The 19,822-nt window shown below is 66.5% G+C and carries 18 protein-coding genes; 5 read left to right on the plus strand and 13 right to left on the minus strand.

The window, feature by feature from the left end:
* The first annotated feature begins 58 nt into the window (after nucleotides 1-58).
* The 4 genes from rlmKL to FHY18_RS09555 all read left to right on the plus strand — a co-directional run bounded on the left by rlmKL (nucleotide 59) and on the right by FHY18_RS09555 (nucleotide 5,062).
* Nucleotides 59-2,194 (plus strand): bifunctional 23S rRNA (guanine(2069)-N(7))-methyltransferase RlmK/23S rRNA (guanine(2445)-N(2))-methyltransferase RlmL, encoded by a 2,136-nt coding sequence (gene rlmKL / locus FHY18_RS09540; RefSeq protein WP_259154010.1) that lies wholly within the window; start codon nucleotides 59-61, stop codon nucleotides 2,192-2,194.
* 204 nt (nucleotides 2,195-2,398) lie between these two features.
* A complete protein-coding gene (locus tag FHY18_RS09545) occupies nucleotides 2,399-3,175 on the plus strand; it encodes an NAD kinase (RefSeq protein WP_259153699.1) in 777 nt (258 codons plus the stop codon).
* A 181-nt stretch (nucleotides 3,176-3,356) separates the two neighbouring features.
* On the plus strand, nucleotides 3,357-4,322 hold the full coding sequence (locus tag FHY18_RS09550) for a 5'-nucleotidase (protein ID WP_259153701.1): 966 nt from the start codon (nucleotides 3,357-3,359) through the stop codon (nucleotides 4,320-4,322).
* Entirely contained in the window at nucleotides 4,319-5,062 is a 744-nt protein-coding gene (locus FHY18_RS09555) for a transferase (RefSeq protein ID WP_259153703.1), read from the plus strand. Before FHY18_RS09550 ends, FHY18_RS09555 begins: the two co-directional genes overlap by 4 nt.
* 211 nt (nucleotides 5,063-5,273) lie before the next feature.
* On the opposite strand, the gene FHY18_RS09560 is transcribed toward FHY18_RS09555, so the two are convergent.
* The 8 genes from FHY18_RS09560 to can all read right to left on the minus strand — a co-directional run bounded on the left by FHY18_RS09560 (nucleotide 5,274) and on the right by can (nucleotide 14,876).
* Nucleotides 5,274-5,840 (minus strand): DUF2939 domain-containing protein, encoded by a 567-nt coding sequence (locus FHY18_RS09560; protein WP_259153704.1) that lies wholly within the window; start codon nucleotides 5,838-5,840, stop codon nucleotides 5,274-5,276.
* A gap of 118 nt (nucleotides 5,841-5,958) precedes the next feature.
* Nucleotides 5,959-6,645 carry a DUF2461 domain-containing protein gene (locus FHY18_RS09565; RefSeq protein ID WP_259153705.1) on the minus strand — a complete coding sequence of 229 codons (687 nt, stop codon included), beginning with the start codon at nucleotides 6,643-6,645 and terminating at the stop codon, nucleotides 5,959-5,961.
* The gene (gene sbcB / locus FHY18_RS09570; protein ID WP_259153708.1) at nucleotides 6,642-8,087 is read right to left on the minus strand and encodes an exodeoxyribonuclease I; all 1,446 of its coding nucleotides are present in this window, start codon (nucleotides 8,085-8,087) and stop codon (nucleotides 6,642-6,644) included. Before sbcB ends, FHY18_RS09565 begins: the two co-directional genes overlap by 4 nt.
* A 328-nt stretch (nucleotides 8,088-8,415) precedes the next feature.
* Nucleotides 8,416-9,783, minus strand: a complete 1,368-nt coding sequence (locus FHY18_RS09575) for an NAD(P)/FAD-dependent oxidoreductase (protein WP_259153709.1) — start codon at nucleotides 9,781-9,783, stop codon at nucleotides 8,416-8,418.
* 170 nt (nucleotides 9,784-9,953) lie between these two features.
* A complete protein-coding gene (gene kynU / locus FHY18_RS09580) occupies nucleotides 9,954-11,228 on the minus strand; it encodes a kynureninase (protein WP_259153710.1) in 1,275 nt (424 codons plus the stop codon).
* Nucleotides 11,229-11,260: 32 nt separating this feature from the next.
* Nucleotides 11,261-13,390 carry an FUSC family protein gene (locus FHY18_RS09585; protein WP_259154011.1) on the minus strand — a complete coding sequence of 710 codons (2,130 nt, stop codon included), beginning with the start codon at nucleotides 13,388-13,390 and terminating at the stop codon, nucleotides 11,261-11,263.
* A 207-nt stretch (nucleotides 13,391-13,597) separates the two neighbouring features.
* The gene (locus FHY18_RS09590) at nucleotides 13,598-14,128 is read right to left on the minus strand and encodes a 3-hydroxyanthranilate 3,4-dioxygenase (protein WP_259153711.1); all 531 of its coding nucleotides are present in this window, start codon (nucleotides 14,126-14,128) and stop codon (nucleotides 13,598-13,600) included.
* Between the two features lie 85 nt (nucleotides 14,129-14,213).
* Entirely contained in the window at nucleotides 14,214-14,876 is a 663-nt protein-coding gene (gene can, locus FHY18_RS09595) for a carbonate dehydratase (RefSeq protein WP_005996458.1), read from the minus strand.
* 518 nt (nucleotides 14,877-15,394) lie between these two features.
* Between can and FHY18_RS09600 the strand changes: the two genes are divergently transcribed.
* Entirely contained in the window at nucleotides 15,395-16,105 is a 711-nt protein-coding gene (locus FHY18_RS09600) for a hypothetical protein (RefSeq protein ID WP_259154014.1), read from the plus strand.
* A 534-nt stretch (nucleotides 16,106-16,639) separates the two neighbouring features.
* On the opposite strand, the gene FHY18_RS09605 is transcribed toward FHY18_RS09600, so the two are convergent.
* Genes FHY18_RS09605 through asnS form a run of 5 tightly spaced genes read right to left on the minus strand, consistent with a single transcriptional unit; the run spans nucleotide 16,640 to nucleotide 19,684 of the window.
* Nucleotides 16,640-17,275: an FMN-binding negative transcriptional regulator gene (locus FHY18_RS09605; RefSeq protein WP_259153712.1), complete on the minus strand. Its 636-nt coding sequence runs from the start codon at nucleotides 17,273-17,275 to the stop codon at nucleotides 16,640-16,642.
* A 1-nt stretch (nucleotide 17,276) separates the two neighbouring features.
* The gene (locus FHY18_RS09610) at nucleotides 17,277-17,612 is read right to left on the minus strand and encodes a hypothetical protein (RefSeq protein WP_259153713.1); all 336 of its coding nucleotides are present in this window, start codon (nucleotides 17,610-17,612) and stop codon (nucleotides 17,277-17,279) included.
* Complete coding sequence (locus tag FHY18_RS09615) at nucleotides 17,609-17,914, minus strand: hypothetical protein (protein ID WP_046964620.1); 306 nt, start codon at nucleotides 17,912-17,914, stop codon at nucleotides 17,609-17,611. Before FHY18_RS09615 ends, FHY18_RS09610 begins: the two co-directional genes overlap by 4 nt.
* Nucleotides 17,911-18,261 (minus strand): hypothetical protein, encoded by a 351-nt coding sequence (locus FHY18_RS09620; protein WP_259153714.1) that lies wholly within the window; start codon nucleotides 18,259-18,261, stop codon nucleotides 17,911-17,913. The genes FHY18_RS09615 and FHY18_RS09620 overlap by 4 nt, the downstream gene beginning before the upstream one ends.
* Nucleotides 18,262-18,289: 28 nt before the next feature.
* A complete protein-coding gene (asnS, locus tag FHY18_RS09625) occupies nucleotides 18,290-19,684 on the minus strand; it encodes an asparagine--tRNA ligase (RefSeq protein ID WP_259153716.1) in 1,395 nt (464 codons plus the stop codon).
* Between the last annotated feature and the right edge of the window lie 138 nt (nucleotides 19,685-19,822).

Consider the following 19,822-nt stretch of genomic DNA (forward strand, 5'->3'; position numbering starts at 1 on the left):
CCCGCTGTCCTGCTCCCACGCTCGCCGCCGCGCCAGCGTCTTATCGATACCTGCCTACGTGAAATTCTTCGCATCCTGTGCCAAGGGCCTGGAATACCTGCTTGCCGACGAGCTGCTGACGCTCGGTGCCAGCAAGGCCACCGCCACCATCTCCGGCGTCAATGTCGAAGGCGAACCGCGCGACGCGCTGCGCGCCGTCATGTGGTCGCGCCTGGCCAGCCGCGTGCTGTGGCCGCTCACCGAGTTCGACTGCCCGGACGAGGACGCGCTGTATGCCGGCGTGTCCGAGTTGCCGTGGGACGAGCACCTGTCCGTCGGCCACACGCTGTCGGTGGACGCGCACGTCTCCGGCACCGCGATCACGCACGCGCGCTATGCCGCGCAGCGCATCAAGGACGCGGTGGTCGACACCATGCGCAGGCAGGGGCTGGAACGCCCGTCGGTGGATGTGGAAAGCCCCGACCTGCGCTTGAACCTGTCGCTGCGCAAGGGCCGCGCCACCATCTCGGTCGACCTGGGCGGCGGCCCGTTGCACCGGCGCGGCTGGCGCATGGCGCAGAACGAGGCGCCGCTGAAGGAAAATCTGGCCGCGGCGGTGTTGCTGCGCGCCGGCTGGCCGCGCGTCTATGCCGACGGCGGCGGCTTGCTGGACCCGATGTGCGGCAGCGGCACCTTGCTGATCGAAGGTGCGCTGATGGCCGCCGACGTCGCGCCCGGCCTGCAACGCTATGGGAGCGATGTGCCCAGCCGCTGGCGCGGCTTCGACCGTGAGGGCTGGCAGCAGCTGGTGAACGAGGCGCGCGATCGCGACAGCGCCGGGCGTGCCGCGCTGAAGCAGGTGATCCACGGCAGCGACATGGACCCGCATGCGATCCGCGCCGCCAAGGAGAATGCGCAGGTAGCCGGCGTGGCCGAAGCGATCTGGTTCGGCGTGCGCGAGGTCGGCGATCTGCAGTCCCCGCCGCAGGCCACCGGCGTGGTGGTGTGCAACCCGCCGTACGACGAGCGCCTGGCTGCCGATGCGGCCTTGTATCGCAAGCTGGGCGATACCTTGCAGCGCGTGGTGCCGCAGTGGCGGGCGAGTCTGCTGTGCGGCAACGCCGAGCTGGCCTATGCCACCGGGCTGCGCGCCGGCAAGAAATACCAGCTGTTCAATGGCGCGATCGAGTGCGCGTTGATCGTCTGCGACCCGATCGCGGTGCCGCGCCGTACCCCGTTGGCGGCACCGACTGCGCTCAGCGAAGGCGCGCAGATGGTGGCCAACCGCCTGCGCAAGAACCTGCAGAAGTTCAAGAAGTGGCGCGCCCGCGAAGGCATCGAGTGCTTCCGCGCCTACGATGCCGACCTGCCGGAGTATTCCGCTGCCATCGACGTGTATCAGCAAGCCGATGGCGACCGGCGCCTCTTTCTGCATGTACAGGAATATGCCGCGCCGGCGACCATTCCCGAGGCGGATGTGCGCCGGCGCCTGGGCGAGCTGCTGGCGGCTGCGCGCGAGGTGTTCGAGGTGCCGGCCGAGCGTGTCGCATTGAAGTCGCGCGAACGGGGCAAGGGCGGCAGCAAGTACGGCCGTTTCGAGCAGCGCAACGAAATCGTCAACGTGCGCGAGCACGGCGCGCTGCTGCGGGTGAACCTGTTCGATTACCTGGACACCGGCCTGTTTCTGGATCACCGCCCGTTGCGCGGCACTATGGCGCAGCAGAGTAAGGGCAGGCGTTTCCTCAACCTGTTCTGCTACACCGGCGTGGCCAGCGTGCAGGCGGCGGCAGCCGGTGCCAGCGCCACGACCAGCGTGGATCTGTCCGGCACCTACCTGCAGTGGTGCGCCGACAACCTGGCCTTGAACGGCCAGGCTGGCAGCAAGCACAAGCTGGTGCAGGCCGATGCGCTGGCCTGGCTGGAGGCCGAGCGTGCGCACTTCGACGTGATCTTCTGCGACCCGCCGACCTTCTCCAACTCCGCGCGCGCGGAGGATTTCGATATCCAGCGCGAGCATGTGCGCTTGCTGCGCGCCGCGGTGGCGCGCCTGGCGCCGGGCGGCGTGCTGTATTTCTCCAACAACTTCCGCCGGTTCAAGCTGGACGAGGAAGCGGTCGCCGAGTTCGCGCAATGCGAGGAAATCAGCCCGCGCACCATCGACCCGGATTTCGAACGCCATGCACGCATCCATCGCGCGTGGCGGTTGACGGCCTGAGCCCAGCCGGTTGTGTCCGATGGAGTGCTGCCTGCGGTGGCGGAGTCGCCAGCAAACGCAGGTACTGCATGGACACACGGCCAAGGCGTGGTGGCGCCTGAACGCGCGGGCGCAATCGCGGCCGCGCGTGCGAGGGCAGGGCGCGCTGGCAACAAGCCCACCACAGTGCTGCGGTATGCTGATTCGCATGCTTTGGAGTCAACGATGACCGCATCACCCCGCATTGCCTTTCTTGCCAGCCACACCGAGCCCGCCGTGAGCGCGCGGGCGCGTCTGGTGCAGCGCTACGGCGATCATCCGCTGGAGAACGCCGAGGTCGTCTGCGCGCTGGGTGGCGACGGCTTCATGCTGCAGACGCTGCATCGTCACGGTGCCGCCGACAAGCCGGTGTTCGGCATGAAGCTGGGCTCGGTCGGCTTTCTGATGAACCAGTACCGCGACGACGAAGACGATCTGCTGGCGCGTCTGCAACGCGCCGAACCTGCGCACCTGCGGCCGCTGGAAATGCTGGTGCAGACCGAATCGGGCACCAGCGCCGGCTCGCTGGCCTACAACGAGGTCTCGTTGCTGCGCCAGACCCGCCAGGCCGCGCATCTGAGCGTGGATCTCAATGGCCAGACCCGTATTGCCGAACTGATCGGCGATGGCGTGATGGTCGCCACGCCGGCCGGCAGCACCGCCTACAACTATTCCGCGCACGGGCCGATCCTGCCGCTGGGCTCGCATACGCTGGCACTGACGCCGATCGCGCCGTATCGCCCGCGCCGCTGGCGTGGCGCCATCCTCAAGGCCGATACCGAAGTGCGCTTTCGCGTGCTCGACCCGTACAAACGTCCGGTCAGCGTCACCGCCGACTCGCACGAGATCCGCGACGTGGTGGAAGTCACCATCCGCGAGTCCACCCAGCGCCAGGTGACGTTGCTGTTCGACCCCGAACACAATCTGGAAGAACGCATCTTCAGCGAACAGTTTGCGGTGTGAGGCGCGGGGATTGGGCATTGGGGATTCGGGATTGGCAACGGCTGCAGCGCGACGCGTGGCGCATGCGATGGTGCCGACACGGTAGGCTGCGGCAGGAATGATCCGATCCCGAATTTGAAATTCCCCACTCCTTAAGCTTCTGACCAATCCCGAATCCCCACTCCCCAATCCCGGCACCCAAATGGCTGACAACTCCCCCAGGCTCCTGACCGTTGCGGTGACCTCGCGCGCGCTGTTCGATCTCGAAGAGGGCCATGCGCTGTTCGAGGCAGACGGGGTGGAGGCGTATTCGGCGTTTCAGCGCGAACACGAAGACGACATCCTGCAGCCGGGCGTGGCATTTCCGGTGGTGCGCAAGCTGTTGGCGCTCAACCACGATGTGCCCGAAGAAACCCCGCGCGTGGAAGTGATTCTGCTGTCGCGCAACTCTGCCGATACCGGGTTGCGCATCTTCAATTCGATCCAGCACTACAACCTGGGCATCGTGCGTGCGACCTTCACCTCCGGCGAGCCGACCTGGCCGTACGTCAAACCGTTCGGCACCGATCTGTTCCTGTCGGCCAACCCGGACTCGGTGCGGCGTGCGCTGACCCACGGCATCGCTGCGGCCACCATCATGCCGCGCGCCCCGGGCGAACGTGCCGAAGCGGCCGCAGCGATCGTGGACAACGACGAAAGCCGGCTATCCACGCAGCTGCGCATTGCCTTTGACGGGGACGCGGTGATCTTCGGCGATGAGAGCGAACGCATCTCGCGCGAGCAGGGTGTGGAAGCGTTCGGGCGCCACGAGCGCGAGCGCGCACGCGAGCCATTGTCGGTTGGCCCGTTCCGCAATTTCCTGTCGGCGTTGCATACCTTGCAGGCGGCGTTCCCGCCGGGCGAAGCGTCGCCGATCCGCACGGCGCTGGTCACCGCGCGTTCGGCGCCTGCGCACGAGCGGGTGATCCGCACCTTGCGCGAATGGGGCGTGCGCCTGGACGAAGCGCTGTTTCTCGGCGGCCGGCACAAGGGGCCGTTTCTGGAAGCGTTTGGCGCGGATATCTTCTTCGACGACTCGCAACACAACATCGACAGCGCACGCCAGCACCAGCATGTGGCGGCCGGCCACGTGCCGCACGGCGTGGCCAACGATCCGCCGAGCCGATGAGCGAAGCGCCGCGGGCGCCAGCGCGTGCCGGGCTGCTGCGGACCTGGCGCAAGCTGGAACTGACCTTCACCGACGACACGGTGCAGACCCGGATGTCGCGCTGGGCACCGTATCGGCTGGTGCTGCCGTATACGCGCAGCATGCTGGCTGCGTTGTGGCTGCAACCGCGCCCGGAATGCATCGGGCTGATCGGGGTAGGCGGCGGTGCGCAGCTGAAGTTCTGCCATCGCTACTTGCGCAGCACGCGTCTGGAAGCGGTGGAGGCTGACCCGCAGGTGCTGGCATTGCGTGATGCATTCGCCATCCCGCGCGACGACGCGCGTCTGGAGATCACGCTGGGGGACGGCGCCGACTGGATCGGCAGCCGCGCCGGCCGCTACGACCTGTTGCTGCTGGATGCCTACGACGCCGACGGCATTCCGCCGGCGCTCTGCACGTCGCAGTTCTATGCCGATTGTCGCGCGGGCTTACGCGAGGGCGGGGTGCTGGCACTGAATCTCTACCAGGTGCCGATGGCCGAGCATCTGGCGCAGCTGCGAGAGCTGTTCGACGGGTTGGTGCTGCTGCTGCCCGAACCGGATCTGCGTAACCAGGTGGTGTTCGCCTGGAATAGCCGACGTACACCGGGTACGCCGGACGCCGCGCTGGCCGGCTTGGCATGGTCGGCACGCCGGCAATTGCGGCCGTCGATGCTGCGCTTGCAGGCGGCATGGCAGGAACGGGCCTGGCGGTTTTCCTGAGGCGTTGCGTTTTGCAGGTCCGGCCAAGAGCGGCTAACACGACGTAGCGAGCAGTCGTTGGCGGTGTGGGGGGACGGCATGCCCGGAACGGCAGTGCCCGCGTGCACCAGCCCGCTGTCGAGCGGCTGCGCCAGCCTGGGGCTGCTACACACTGGTTTTGTTGGTCACTCAAGGCTTGTGCGTCGACGCCCTGGGCCTCGGCGCTACCCGATTATGGCGTGCGCTCGCTGGGTGTGGCAGGCAACGGCAACTGGATATCGGTCAGTCGCCAGCGCAGGCCCTGGCGGGTCAGCACGAAGGTCACCGGCGCGCCATTGGCAGTCTGCGTGGTGGCGGTGAAGCGGCGGGTGGATTCGAAGCGCTGCGTGGCGCCTTGCAGCGGGCGCGCCGGCGCCGGTGCCGCATAGGTGTCGGCGCTGACGGTGTCGCCGATGAGACGGTTCCACACGCTGTGGCCTTGCAGCAAGGCACCGATCCCCAGCGGCGTGACCAAGGTATCCACGCCGGCGCCGCTGATGCCGCTGGCCAGTTGCAGCGCAAAACCGCCGAGCAGGCTCGATTGCATGCTGCTGCCGGCCTGGCGGATCAGGTAATCGTCCAGTTGCGCCTTGAGGTTGACGCGCAGGCTGGGGAAATCCACATAGCTTTCCAACTGCGCGGCATCGCGATCGGCGACCGCCTGACTGATGCCGCGGATGGCCAGATACGGGCCGGCCACCACATACCCCGCCAGCAGCACCACGGCCAGCAATGGCAGGATCCACCAGCGCTTTCTCATCGTTCGCACTCCGTTGCAAGGCGTGATGTGGGCAGGGTGCGCGACGGCAGCCGAACGGTAGCGACAGGCCGCCGGCGCGGCAGCGCCGTGGCGCGAGGTGCCTGCGCCGCCGCTGGCCTCAAAATTCCAGGTCCAGTGCCGCGCACAGATAATCGACAAACGGCGCCAGCGTCACCAGGTCCGCCTCGATGGTCTGGCGCAGGCGCGGCCCGGTCATGATGGCGTCGTCCAGATGACGCAGATACGCCCAGTTGCGGTGCTTGAGATCGTCGATGAACTCGAAATCGTTGGGAAACCCGCGCGGTGCGCGGACCAGTTTTTCGCTGTCGTCCAGGGCGAACTTGCGACGCAATTTGGGAGCATAGGCGGCAGCCTTCCAGCTGCCCGGATTTTCGAAGATGAACTGGCGCAGCTTGCGCTGCGTGTCCGGTTCCGGGTGCCATAGCCCTGCACCGACAAAACTCTCGCCCGGCTGTAGATGGATGTAGAACGAGGGTGCCGGCACCTGGCGCCTGCGCTCGTGAAACAGGCGCGCGCCCTGCCAGTTCTTGTAGGGCGATTTGTCGTTGGAAAACCGCGCATCGCGATAGATGCGAAACAGCGAGCCGCCCTGGGTCTTGGGGTCGGCACGATAGTGCTCGCTGACCTCGGCAAGCGCCGGCTGCAGATCGGTGATCAGCTGCAGAAACGGCTGGCGCACGTGCGCCTCGTACTGGTGGCGATGATCGGCGAACCAGGTCTTGTCGTTGTGGCGGGCCAGGGCGCGCAGGAACTTGAAGCTGGCGTCTGAAAAATAGGTGGTCATAGCGTACGTTGGAGGTCCGAACCCCAGGCAGCGAGCTGGTCGAGCAGGGCTTGCTTGGTAGCATCGTCCGGGTGAGCGAGCCGTAAATCCGCAATCTGCGCGTTGTACTGCTCCAGGGTGACTTCGCCCAACCCATGGTCTTCGAGCAGGCGCTTGCGGCGATACGTGTTCCAGCGTTCCTGCTCGTCGAACGACAGCGTCTGCGGCCAGTTGCGCGCGCGGTAGCGGAAAAGAAGCTCGATCAGGCGCGGATCGCGAAACCGCGTTTCCAGCGCGCCCAGTTCGTCCGGTGCGCTGGCGCGCACCTGGCCCAGCAGGCGTTTGTCGCCTTCGGCCAGAAAACCGTCGTAGAGCGAGGCGTCGGCATCGTTGACGGCCGGCGCCGCAGCGCGCTCGTTGCCGTAGACCCTGCGCACCTTTTCGGCCAGTTCAGGGCCCAGTTCGCGCAGCCGTGCGGCCTTGGCCAGCACCGCATCGCGGTCCACGCCCAGGCGCTGGAAATCCGGCTCGCGCAGATGCTGCCATGCCACCAGGGCCGGCGACTTGTTCAGATGCACTTCCTTGAGCGGGATGCGTTGTTCGCCGTCGGGCAGATCGGCCGCACGGATATACAGCCGGTCGGCGATCTCATCCGGGCTCAGCCGCAGCAGTACCTCCGGGTCGCCGTCCAGATCGAACACGATCACGCGGCTGTCGATGCGCGGATGCCGCGTCAGCGGCAGCACCGCCGCAGCGCACATGCGCAAGGCCGGGTAGCGCTGCGAAATGTGCAGCACCGGCTCCATTGCAATCACATCGAGCAAGCTGGCAGCAAAGCGCTTGTCGCGCAGGCGCAACGCGTACTCCCACAACTTGGGTTGATGCTGCTGAAATTTACGCGCCATGCCGATGGTGGCGTACACGTCGGACAGGGCTTCGTGCGCATCGCCTTCGCGCACGGCGTTGGCGTCGGCCAGATGTTCGAGCTTGAACGAGGTGGCGCCATCTTCGCGCTGCGGCCAGCTGATGCCGTCCGGGCGCAAGGCGTGCACCAGCCGCAGCACATCCAGCAGGTCCCAGCGCGAATTGCCGCCGCGCCACTCGCGCTCGTACGGGTCGTAGAAATTGCGGAACAGGCCGCAGCGCACAAACTCGTCGTCGAAGCGGATCGAGTTGTAGCCCAGCGTGCAGGTCTGCGGGCGGCTCATCTGCTCGGCGATGCGCGCGAACGCTTCGGCCTCGGTCACGCCTTCGCGCAATGCGTGCTGCGGGGTGATGCCGGTGACCATGGTGGCGTAGGGCGAGGGCAGCAGATCGTCGGCCGGTTGCACGAAGAAACTGATCGGCTCGTCGATCACGCGCAGTTGCGCATCGGTACGCACGGCGGCGAACTGCGCGATGCGGGTGCGGCGCGGGTCCTGGCCGAAGGTTTCCAGGTCGTAGAAGAGAAAGCTGTCAGGCATGCGGGGGCGAGATCCAGATCCGCGGCGCACGGCGTATGCGCCGCCAGTGCCCGCTAGTATCCCTCATCGCAGCGCCGGCTCGCTGAGGCGCAGCTGTGCGTTGGGGCAGTCACATGCCGTGCGGGGCCGCGTGCTGTAGGTGTTGGCGAGCGCCGCGTGCGCGTTTGCGCACAGTGCGCAGACGCACAGAAGACCTTGGAGCGGCTGATACCACATGGAAGGTGGGTATGGCCTGCGCGCGCTGTACCGGAGAGTACGAACGCTCCATGCCGCGCAGAGCACCGGCCGCGCCCGTCCGGCAGTGGGCGCAGACCTTTGTCAGCCGCTCTTAGTGCGCGCCTTCCAGGGGCTCCAGGCGTGCATGCACCACCGCTTCCAGTGCGTCCCAGTCGATGCGCGACAGGTCGCCATGCCCGCGCGTGGCCTCGACCAGAATCTGCCGCTGGATGTCGCTGCGTGCCAACGCGATCGAATAGCGCGTGCGCAGGAAGGTCACCATCGTGTAATGCGGCACGAAGCGCGTAGGCCAGCGCGCCTGCAATTGCTGCTCGAGCTCGCGTTGCAGCAGGAACTCGGCGTCGCCGACGCGGTCGCGCATTTCCAGATAGTTTTCCAGCGCCATCTGTTGGATCGCCGCGGCGTCGTCGCGGCGCGCGGCTTCGAACGCGGCAAATGCGCTGCCTATATCGTCGTGCGCATCCATCTGCTCGGCCAGCGCCACGCAATCTTCGAACGCGCAATTCATGCCCTGGCCGTGGAACGGCACCATCGCGTGTGCGGCATCGCCGATCAGCAAGGCGCGGCTGTCCAGATGCCAGCGCTCCAGGGTGAGGGTACCGAGCAGACCGGGCGGATGCTCTTCCCAGTGTTCTTCCAGCTGCGGAATCAGCGGCAACGCGTCGGGGAAATCGCGGGCGAACAAGGCATGCGCTTCCTCGCCGGTGCGGGTGGTGGCGAAACTGGGGTCGCCGGCGTTGGGCAGGAACAGGGTGACGGTGAAGGTGCCGCCATCGTTGGGCAGCGCGATGCACATGTAGCGCCCGCGCGGCCAGATGTGCAGCGCGTTGCGTTCAATGCGGAAGCCGCCGCCCGGCAGCGGCGGGATTTCCAGTTCCTTGTACGAGTGATCCAGGAACTCGGTGCGTTCGCCCAGCGGCGATTTGCGCTGCATGGCCGCGCGCAGTGCCGAGCCGGCACCGTCGCTGCCGATCAGACTCTGGAAGTGGATCTCGTGCGGCTGGTCGTCGCGGTCGTCGATGAAACGCGCGTAGCCGGCGTCGAAGTCCACCGTGTGCAGGCGGCGATAGAAGTGCACTCGCGCACCGGCCTGCTCGGCCAGATCGAGCAGCGCGACATTCAATGCCGCACGGTGGATCGACCAGATCACTTCGCTGTCGTCGCGGCCGTAGCGTTGCAGCTGCGGTTCGCCGTCGATCGGGTGCACCATGCGGCCGCGCATCATCACCGCCTTGGCCATCACCGCCTCTTCGGCACCGGCCTGACGCAAGGCGTGGCGTCCGCGTTCGGCCAGCGCCAGGTTGATCGAGCGCCCGGACTCGTAGCCCTTGATGCGGGGGTCGCCACGCCGTTCGTAGACGGTGACCTGCCAGCCGCGACGCGACAGCAGAATGGCCAGCAGACAGCCGGCCAGGCCGGCGCCGATCAGGGTCAGGGAGCGGGGGGAGACTGGGCTCAATGCAATGTCCGGCAGCGGCCGGATGCGCGAGCCGGCAAAGGTGAGGGAAGAGCCGCTGGCGAAAGCGGCCGCCTGCGTTGTCGCAGGCGGGCTGGGAGTGTACGTGGGCCTGCGCGGGTTTCGCGTGTGCCTGACGCGTCATCGGTGGTGTTGCAGTCAGCGTGCCGCGCTCAGCGGGCGGCCCAGGCTTCCACCTGTTCCACAAAGGTGTGCAGATCGCTGAAGCGGTTGTACAGCGGTACCGGCGCGATACGGATGACGTCCGGTTCGCGCCAGTCGCCAAGCACGCCGGCCGCGTGCAGATGCTCGAACAACGCGCGTCCTTGCGTGCGTCCGCCGGCCACCCGCAACGACAGCTGGCAGCCGCGCCGCGCCGGCTCGGCCGGGGTGACGATCTGCAGCACCTGCGGCACGCGTGCGCGGATCAGCTGTTCCAGATGCCCGGTGAGCTGTTCGGACTTGGCGCGCAACGCGGCCATGCCGGCCTGGTCGAACAGGTCCAGCGATGCGCGTAGCGGCGCCAATGCCAGCACCGGCGGGTTGCTCAGCTGCCAGCCTTCGGCGCCGGGGGTGGGCACGAACTGCGGGTCCATGCGGAAGCGGGTCTGCTGCTCGTGTCCCCACCAGCCGGCCATGCGCGGCAGATCGCTGGTGGCATGGCGCGCATGCACGAAGCACCCACCCACCGCACCCGGGCCGGCATTGAGATACTTGTAATGGCACCACACCGCAAAATCGGCGCCGTCGTCGTGCAGGGTCAGCGGGATATTGCCCACCGCATGCGCCAGGTCGAACCCCACCGCCGCCCCTTGCGCGCGCGCCAGCCGCGCAATTTCGCCCAGGTCGAAGGCCTGGCCGGTGCGGTACTGGATACCGGGCCACAGCACCAGCGCCAGCCGCGGACCATGCCGTGCGATGGCATCGGCAATCGCTGCCATCGACACCGTGCCATCGGGTGCATCGGCGTCCACCTCGATCAATTGCGCGGCCGGGTCCAGTCCGTGCAGGCGCAGCTGCGATTCCACCGCATGGCGGTCGGACGGGAACGCACCGGCTTCGATCAGGATCGCGCCGCGCTCGGGGGTGGGGCGATAGAAGCTGGCCATCATCAGATGCAGATTGACGCTGAGGGTGTTCATCGCCACCACTTCGCCCGGTTGCGCGCCGACCACGCGTGCCAGCCCGTCGCGCACCAGCTGGTGATAGGTCAGCCATTGCGTGGGGCCGGTGAAGTGGCCTTCCACCGCAAGCGCGCCCCACTGATCGAGCACTTCGCTCACCATCGCGCGGGCCTGACGCGGCTGCAGGCCCAGCGAATTGCCGACGAAATAGGTCTGATCCCGGCCATCGTGTTGCGGGAACACAAAGGCGTCGCGCAGGCTGCGCAGCGGGTCGGCGGCATCCAGCGCCGCGGCGTGGGAACGGGACAGCGGGTCGGTGCTCATCGGGCTCGCAGGGTCTGAATCGATGTGGCAGTTTACCCGCCGGCACCTTGCGCGCCGTCATGCACCGCTGGCGTTGTGGTCGAGGCCGGTCGGGCAGGGCGCAGCAGATGGGTGAGCGTGCCGATGCTGTCGGTGACGCGGTCGACGGTGTCGGCAAGCGCGGCGGCGGTGGGCGAGCCGTCCGGCAGCGCGGCCAGTGCATCGGAGAGTTTGCGCTCGGCGCTGCGTAGCGTGGCCGCAGCCGGCGTGCCGCCGCTGCGCAGGCAGTCGATCAGCTCGGCCAGTGCCCGGTCGGCGTGATCGGCGAAGTCCGGCAGTGCCTCCAGCGAGGGCAGCCGGTGGCCATCGCGCAGCACCGCCTCCAGCAGCAAGGTGGCGCGGATCAGTCGGTTGCCATTGGCCAGCAGCGATTCGGCCAACTTGAGTTCGTGCAGGTTGCGGCGGCTGCGCGGCTCGCCGCGCAGGCGTTCGATCGACGCCTGCGCATTGGTGCGCGCCACGCGTGCGGCGGCGCGGCTGTCGCTCAACCGATCCATCTCGCCCAGCAACAGGTTATGCAGATGCTCGCGATAGGCAGTGAGCAACTGTGCCAGCGAGGCGCGGATATGCCGGCGCTCGCGGGTCGGCCACAGCGCGTAGGCGATCAGCGCCAGCGCGCTGCCGGCCACGGTAGCCTGCAGCCGCGCGCCGACCGCTTCGCCAGGCGTCATACCTTCGAAGGACAGCAACAGCACCAGCATGCCGGTGAGGAAGGCCACGCCGATGCCGTAGTTCACCTGGGTCAACAAGCGAAAGCCCAGGCAGAACAGCGCCAGCAAGGCCAGGCGGAGACCGGCGCCATCCATCGCAAAATGGGCCAGCAGGGTAGCCACCAACAAACCGATGAAGGTGCCGGCCACGCGCAGGGCGCCGAAGCTGAAAGTGCCGCCGAAATCCGGCTTGAGCACGATGGCGGTGGTCATCGGGATCCAGAACCCGTGCGGAATCTGCTGCCAGCGCTGGAACGCGATCGCCAGGGCCAGGCATACGCCACAGCGCAGCGCATGCCGGAACGCCACCGAGGACAGATCCAGGTTCGCGCGCAGGGTGGCCCAGGTCGCGGCAGGTCGCAGTGCGGCGGGAAGCCGCGCTTCGGCCAGCTGCGCCTGGATTTCGCCGCGGCTGCTGGCCCAGTGCGCGTTGCGGATCAAGGCGCGCAATTGCCCGCCCAACCCCTGCGCACGGGCCACCGCCACGCGGACCAGGCGACGCTCGCGGGTATCGGCGTTGTCGTGCTGAAACTGCGCCAGCGCGCCGACCAGATCGTCGAAGCCGGTCATCGATGCATCGGCCGCCTTCGGGTCTTCGCCCACCGTCATCGCATGCGCCAGCTGTTCCAGCACGATGGCGCTGCGTTCGAGCACGCGCTCGATCGCCGGGCGTGCCTGCGAGTCGGTCAGGCGGGTGTGGGCATCGGCCAGCGACAACAGCTCCAGCCGCACGCGGTCGCACAGCTCGGCGATGATGCGAAAGCTCTGCACCGCAATCGCGCGCGAGCGGTGTTCGCCGTGCAGCATCACCATCGCATCGAGGACTTCCTGCGTTGCGGGCGGCGCCGCGCTGGCTTCCGGCCGTTGCCGCGCAATCCCTGCCAGCTGGCGCATCAGCTCGGCCAGCGCGAAGCGTTCCGGGCGATAACGTTGCAGGGGCCAGGCCGCCAGGGCCAGCAACACCTGCAGCAGGCCACCGGCAAAGATCAGCGCAGCCACGCCGGGCGCCTGGTCCACCGGCAGTCGCATGTCCGCACTGACCACCAGCAGGATCATGCTGGTCAGCCCGACCCGCGCTGCGACCGGGCCCAGCGCCACCAGCAGTCCGCCGCCCAGGCCGAGCACTAGCCCGGCCACGACCAGGGCCGGCGTGTGATGGCCGACGCAGATGCCGAGCAAGGCCGCGCCACCGGCGGCCAGGGCCGCCATCAACATGCGTTGCAGGCGGGCGCGATACGGGCCGGGCTGGTCGGAAAACATGGTGTTGAGCGCACCGCTGGCCACGGCCAGCCCGGCCGCGACCTGCCCGGTCGCCACGCCTGCCGCCAACGGCAAGACCACCGCAGCGGTGTTGCGCAAGGCCACGCGCAGTGGCACGTCGCGCGGCTTGAGGTCGATCAGTGCGCGCAGCATGGCGTGCAGGTCGGCCGGTTCGGCTGCAGGCAAACGGGCAGGGCGAGGCGGACGGCGATCTTCACCCGGTCCTCGTGCGCACAGATAACCGGCCTCGGCCTTGCGCCCGGGGACGGTGGCCCCGGCACCGGTGCGCCAATGACGCTGCACGTCGGCTCATGCCCACCGCACTGGATCCGCTCGCCGCCGTCGCGGCCCGTCGTCGGCTCAGACCTCGACCGTGGCATAGCGCTCCGGCGCCGGGTGTACATGCCCGCATTGGCTGCAGGTGCGCAGCGCCAGCGAGCGATAGAAGTGATCGAACACCGGCGGGAAGTCGGTTTCGATATTGCCCAGCGGAAACATCGCCTCGTATAGCTTGTGATTGCAGTGCGGGCAATACCACTGCAGCCCGTCCTGCTCGTGCGGCAGGCGCTCGCGCTCGATGACCAGGCCGATCGAACCGGCGGCGCGTTGCGGGCAATGCGGCACCTTCGGCGGCAGCAGAAAGATCTCGCCGGCGCGGATCGGGATGTCGCGTTGCACGCCCGCATCCTGCACCTTCAGCACCATCTCGCCTTCCAGCTGGAAGAACCACTCCGGGCCTTCATCGTAGTGGTAGTCGGTGCGCGCGTTGGGCCCGCCGACGATCATGATGATGAAGCCATCCTGCTGGATGCACTTGTTGCCGACCGGCGGTTTGAGCAGGTGGCGGTGTTGCTCGATCCAGGCATGCAGGTTGATCGGCGGGACCAGCATCGACATTCCTCGGCGAAGAAGACGTCCAGCATAGCCAACCGCGACGCCGATGGGCGTCGCGGTCGACCAAGCATGCAGCGCCGACTCAGCGTTCGGCGTGATCGGCCTGGATTTTCGCCAGCGCCGCGTCGTAACGCTCCTGCAGCAGGTCGGCGCGGTCGATGGACATGCCCAGATCATGCGCATGGCCATCGCGCAGGCTGTACACCCAGCCATGCACGCACAGTTCCTGCCCACGCTCCCACGCATCGCGCACGATGGTGGTGCGGCAGACGTTGACCACCTGCTCCAGCACATTGAGCTCGCACAGGCGCGCATGCTGCACCGGCAGGTCGCCGGCATCGTGCAGGCAGGCTTCGTGCTTGTCGGCCACATCGGTGACGTGGCGGATCCAGTTGTCGACCAGGCCCATGCGCTTCTGGGTCAGGCTGGCGAACACGCCGCCGCAGCCGTAATGGCCCACCACCAGGATGTGCTTGACCTTGAGCACGTCGACGGCGAACTGGATCACCGACAGGCAGTTCAGATCGGTGTGCACCACCACGTTGGCGATATTGCGATGCACGAACACTTCGCCCGGCGCCATGTCGATGATCTGGTTGGCCGGCACGCGCGAGTCGGAGCAGCCGATCCACAGGTATTCCGGGGTCTGCTGCGTCGACAGTTTGGAGAAGAATTCCGGGTCTTCGCGACGGATACGCTCGGACCAGGCACGGTTGTTTTCAAGTAAATGGTTGAGCTCGTTCATGGGCGCAGTATTCCAGAAAACGCGTTCGTGGTGGCCAGTGTCGGGGCACAGGATGAATCAGCTTTCAGGCTCCGTAGTATCGGTGAACGGCCGATGTCCGACCATTGCATCGATGCCGAAACTGGCGCCACCGATCAACTCGACAGGTGACGCCGATGGGAGCGAATGTCCGCATGGCGTGCTTTGGTTTGACGGCATTGCGTTCACGCATTGGACGTTTCATCCGTTTGTGGACGTGCCACTTTCCGCTGCCGGGGCGGTGCCATGAGGTTGGTGCTGTCCGACGCCGATGCCCATGCGGTGACCGAACGGCTGGAACTGATGTGGCCGCCTTGCATCAGATCTCTGTCGGCGTTCTCGGCGCCGACAGAGATCCATCTTCATCATATGCCCGGCTGCCGTTCCGGTGATTGCTGCTGCGGGCGTGCCGAGTAGCAGCTTGATCGATCTCTGCATCCTGTCTAACTTCTTATCGGAGTTTTCTCATGTCTGGTCAACGTCATCATCAACATCACACCTTGCGCATCACCTCGGCACTGGCCTTGTGTCTTTCGCTAGCTGCAGGACAGGCCGCTCCGGTTGGCAGCATTCCGGCCGGTGACTGGCGCGGAATCCTGTCTGCCAGCGGCGGTGCCGGCCCGGTCTATGTCCGCCTGAGCGGGCGCGCGGCGGGATCCGATGGCATCCAGACTGCGGACGTGCGATTTGGTCCTCCCTTCAATTGCGCGCTTGAGCTACAGGCGCAGCCGGACGGCTACGCGCTGTCCTCGCGCAATGGCGGCAAGTTTTGTGACGCGCTAGCCGGTGGGCGTGCCCAGCTTCAGGTGTCCGATGGTGCGACCTCCGGCATGCAACTCACGCTGCCCGGCCGCGACTCGCCGTTGATCGTTGTCCTGGACCAGAGCAGCACAGGACTGGCCGAAGCCGGCCGCTGGCGCGGGGCGGGCCTGATGGCCGTGCAACTAGAGATCGTGGCGGCCACAATTCGCCCGGGCGACGTGCTTGGCCGCTTGCGCTACGGCGCTCCTCGCGACTGCCAGGTGGAGTTGCGCTACGCAGGGCGTTCGGCAGGCGCGTTGAACGCCTGGATCGGGGCCAACGATAGAGGCTATTGCCGTCAGCTCAGCGATGGCCAAGCCAGCCTGCGGATCCGTGCCGACGGCAGCGCAGAGCTTGCACTTGTCTTGAAAGGCCAGCGCGATACGACACTGTTCGAGCGGATGCCCTGAGGTTGTTGCAGGCGCGCGTCTGCCATTGAGGACATTACTTATGTGAGTGCGAGCCAGGATGCGCGTCGGTCGCGCCGGGCGCCACCACGACTGCATCCTTCAGCGGGCCGAGGCATACATCCAGAGCCGGCAGCGCGAACGTTCGGGTACCAGCGATGTGCTGACCGGAGATGTGGAATACACGGTGATAGGGGAGGGCCGTAGCAATGTGCAATTGATCTTCGACTATTTCGATACGCGCTTTTCTATCTCTCCCAGTCATTACAAACCGTGGACCAGGGCCGACGCATTGGCTGCGCGTCGCCATCTAGGAGTCGATCCGGCGCGGTATCGACTTTGCGCCGCACGAAGCGGGCATTGGATGAGCAGAGCTGACACGACGACGAGGTGTATGGCCCCATCTGCTGATCCTGCTATGAGCCGGGTCAGGGGCAATGTCGGGTGGAGGGAAGAATTGCAGCGACAGCCAATGATGCGGCCGACGCGTCGCGGCGGTCTGGCGATCAGTCGTTGGGGTGCGCGGCCGAGGCTGTCTCAGCGTGTCGTATCGGCGTCCATCGCCGCCTGCATCAACGCTGCAATCGCGTGCGAGGCTTGGTCGGGTTGCTGTGCCAGGAACTGACTGACGCTGCGGCGATTGGCTGGCGGGTGGTTCTGACTCAACTTGAAAGTGAGTTCGATGCGGCTGGGCACGAAGCGGAATCCGACCAGGCCGCGCAGCTGGCGGCGATGGCTGTCGCGCTCCATTTCGAACAGCCAGTCGCTACCGACACGGTGCTCGAAATGCCGGCTCATGCGGTCGATCAGGTCGCCCAGGGCCGCTTCGTCGTCGACCCGGCTGCACTGGCCATGCAGGTGTGCAACCGCGTAATTCCAGGTCGGTACGCGCGCGGCGGCCTCCTTGTCCGGATACCAGGTGGGCGACACATAGGCGTGCGGCCCGTGCACCACGATCACCACATCGTCAAGTGCGCGGGCCTGTGGATTGGGGCGTGCCCAATGGCCTTCGATGATGATGGCCTCGCCATCGCGGTGATACAGCACCGGCAGGTGCGAGATTGCCGGCGCTCCATCCTCGCCCTGACTGATCAGGGTGACGAACGGGTCGCGCGCCAGCAGCCAGTCCAGCAGCGCCAGATCGGTCTGTGCGAACGCGCGCGGTGCGTACATCTCAGGCGCGGCCGCCCATGGTCACCACCATGCGCGCACGCAGGTCGGCATCGCTGTCGCCGCGTGGCGGCGAGATTTCGTGCAGCGAGAAACCGCGCATCAGCGCGTCTTCTTCGTCCAGCCCGTCCAGTGCCACGAATTCGGCATCGAACAAGGCCGCACGCGCGGTGTCCTCGCTGTCGTAGGGCAGCGTCTTGCCATCGCTGTCCAGCACTTCGGCGGTGCCGGCGGCCTTGATGCGCAGGCGCGCCCAGATTAGGGTGCGGCCGATGGTCGCCAGCCACCATTGGTCGTGGCTGTCGGAGCCGTGCGCTGCGTCGGTGTCGATGATGTTCATGCCAGTACCTTGGAAAGCAGCCCGAGCAGGGCCGCCATGCCCAGGCCGAAAAAAATGGTCAGCAGCGAGAGCCAGGCGGGTGTGGCCAGACCGGACAGCGCACCGTCGCGGTAGCTGCGGTAGCGGCGCGCCAACAACCAGCGCCATGCGGTGGGGCTGATGAAGGCCGGGTCGCCGAAGCTGTCTAACGCATCCGGATGGCGGTCGCGCAGGTGCACCAGGGTCAGCGGCCAGAAAATCAGCAGCGCGGTCAGCCCGGCAACGGCGACACCGACAAAACACAGCGCGAAGAACAGCGTCATACGGAATGCTCCTGGGGTGGAGCGTCGAAGCGGGCGATGATCGCAATGACGCCGACGATATTGTCGTTCAATGCATCCAGTTCTTCGGCAGGAATCCACCATTCGGTGTGATGTGCGCCGCCGACTTTCTGAATGGCGTAATTGTCGACGAACGACTTGCGCACATCGAACTGCGCCACATAGCCGACCCCGCTGTCCTTGACGTTCCAGCGCGATGCGATTTCCTCGGCATAGCGTTGGTTGGTGACTGGATAGAAAATCGGTTGCTCCGGCAATCGCGGCGGCCAGCGTCGGAAGCCGGAGTCACGCACCAGGGCGTATTCCTCCGGCCCCAGCGGACGGTACATGGTCACCGTGGCCGCATGCTCGCTCACATCAGAACTCGGCGCTGCCCGGTGCGCGCGGATACGGAATGGCGTCGCGGATGTTGCTCAGCCCGCAAACGTAGACCACCAGGCGCTCGAACCCTAAGCCGAAGCCGGCATGCGGCACCGAGCCGTAGCGACGGAAATCGCGGTACCAGCTGTAGTGCTCCTGATCCAGGCCGAACTGCGCCATGCGCGCATCCAGCACATCCAGGCGCTCTTCGCGCTGGCTGCCGCCGATGATCTCGCCGATGCCCGGCGCCAGCACGTCCATCGCTGCGACGGTCTTGCCGTCGTCGTTCAGGCGCATGTAGAAGGCCTTGATGTGCTCGGGGTAGTTGGTCACCACCACCGGGCGGCCGATATGTTCCTCGGTCAGCCAGCGCTCGTGCTCGGTCTGCAGGTCCAGGCCCCATTCGACCGGGAAGTCGAACTTCTTGCCCGAGTTCTGCAGCAGCTTCACCGCCTCGGTGTAGTCGATCTGCTCGAACGGCGCATTGATGAAGGCCTCCAGCTTGCTGATTGCGTTCTTGTCCACGCGCTCGGCCAGGAAGGCCAGATCGTCGCCTCGCTCGTCCAGCACGGCGCGGAACAGGTACTTGAGGAACTGCTCGGCCAGGCGCGCGTCTTCGGCCAGGTCGGCGAAGGCGATTTCCGGCTCGATCATCCAGAACTCGGCCAGATGGCGTGTGGTGTGGCTGTTCTCGGCACGGAAGGTCGGGCCGAAGGTGTAGACCTTGCTCAGCGCCAGGCAGTACGCCTCCACGTTGAGCTGGCCGGACACGGTCAGGAAGGTTTCCTTGCCGAAGAAGTCGCGGCTGAAATCCACCGCGCCGCTGGCATCGCGCGGCAGGTTGACCATGTCCAGCGTAGAGACGCGGAACATCTGCCCGGCGCCTTCGGCATCGGAGGTGGTGATGATCGGGGTGCTGATCCAGTTGAAGCCGTTCTGGTGGAAAAAGCGGTGCACCGCCTGCGCCAGGCAGTTGCGGATACGGGTGACCGCGCCGAACAGGTTGGTGCGCGGGCGCAGATGCGCCACTTCGCGCAGGAACTCCGGCGACATCGGCTTGGGCTGGATGGGGTAGGTCAGCGGGTCTTCCACCCAACCGACGATTTCCACAGCGCTGGCCTGGATCTCGAACGACTGGCCCTTGCCCTGCGACTTCACCAGCACGCCCTTGGCGATCAGCGAGCAGCCGCTGGTCAAGCGCTTGATCTCGTCGAAGTTGGGCAGGGTGTCGTTGGCCACCACCTGGATCGGAGCGAAGCACGAGCCATCGGTCACGTTGATGAAGGCCAGTCCGGCAGATCCGCGCAGTGTGCGCACCCACCCCCGTACCGTGACTTCGCCGCCTTCGGGGAGCTTGCCCGCAAGCGCATGTTCAACGCTGACCACCGTCATGACTTTTCCTCGCCGTAGCGACCTTGAATGGCCTGCGAGTTTACTGGCTGCGGGCGCGCTGGCGCGAGCGCCTGAACCGCTTGCGGGTGGTCGCGCTTGTCGAAGGCTCGGCATGGCCCCATCTGGAGAGCACGTCGT

This window comes from Xanthomonas sp. 3793, assembly GCF_024806835.1.
Lineage (GTDB): Bacteria > Pseudomonadota > Gammaproteobacteria > Xanthomonadales > Xanthomonadaceae > Xanthomonas > Xanthomonas arboricola_F.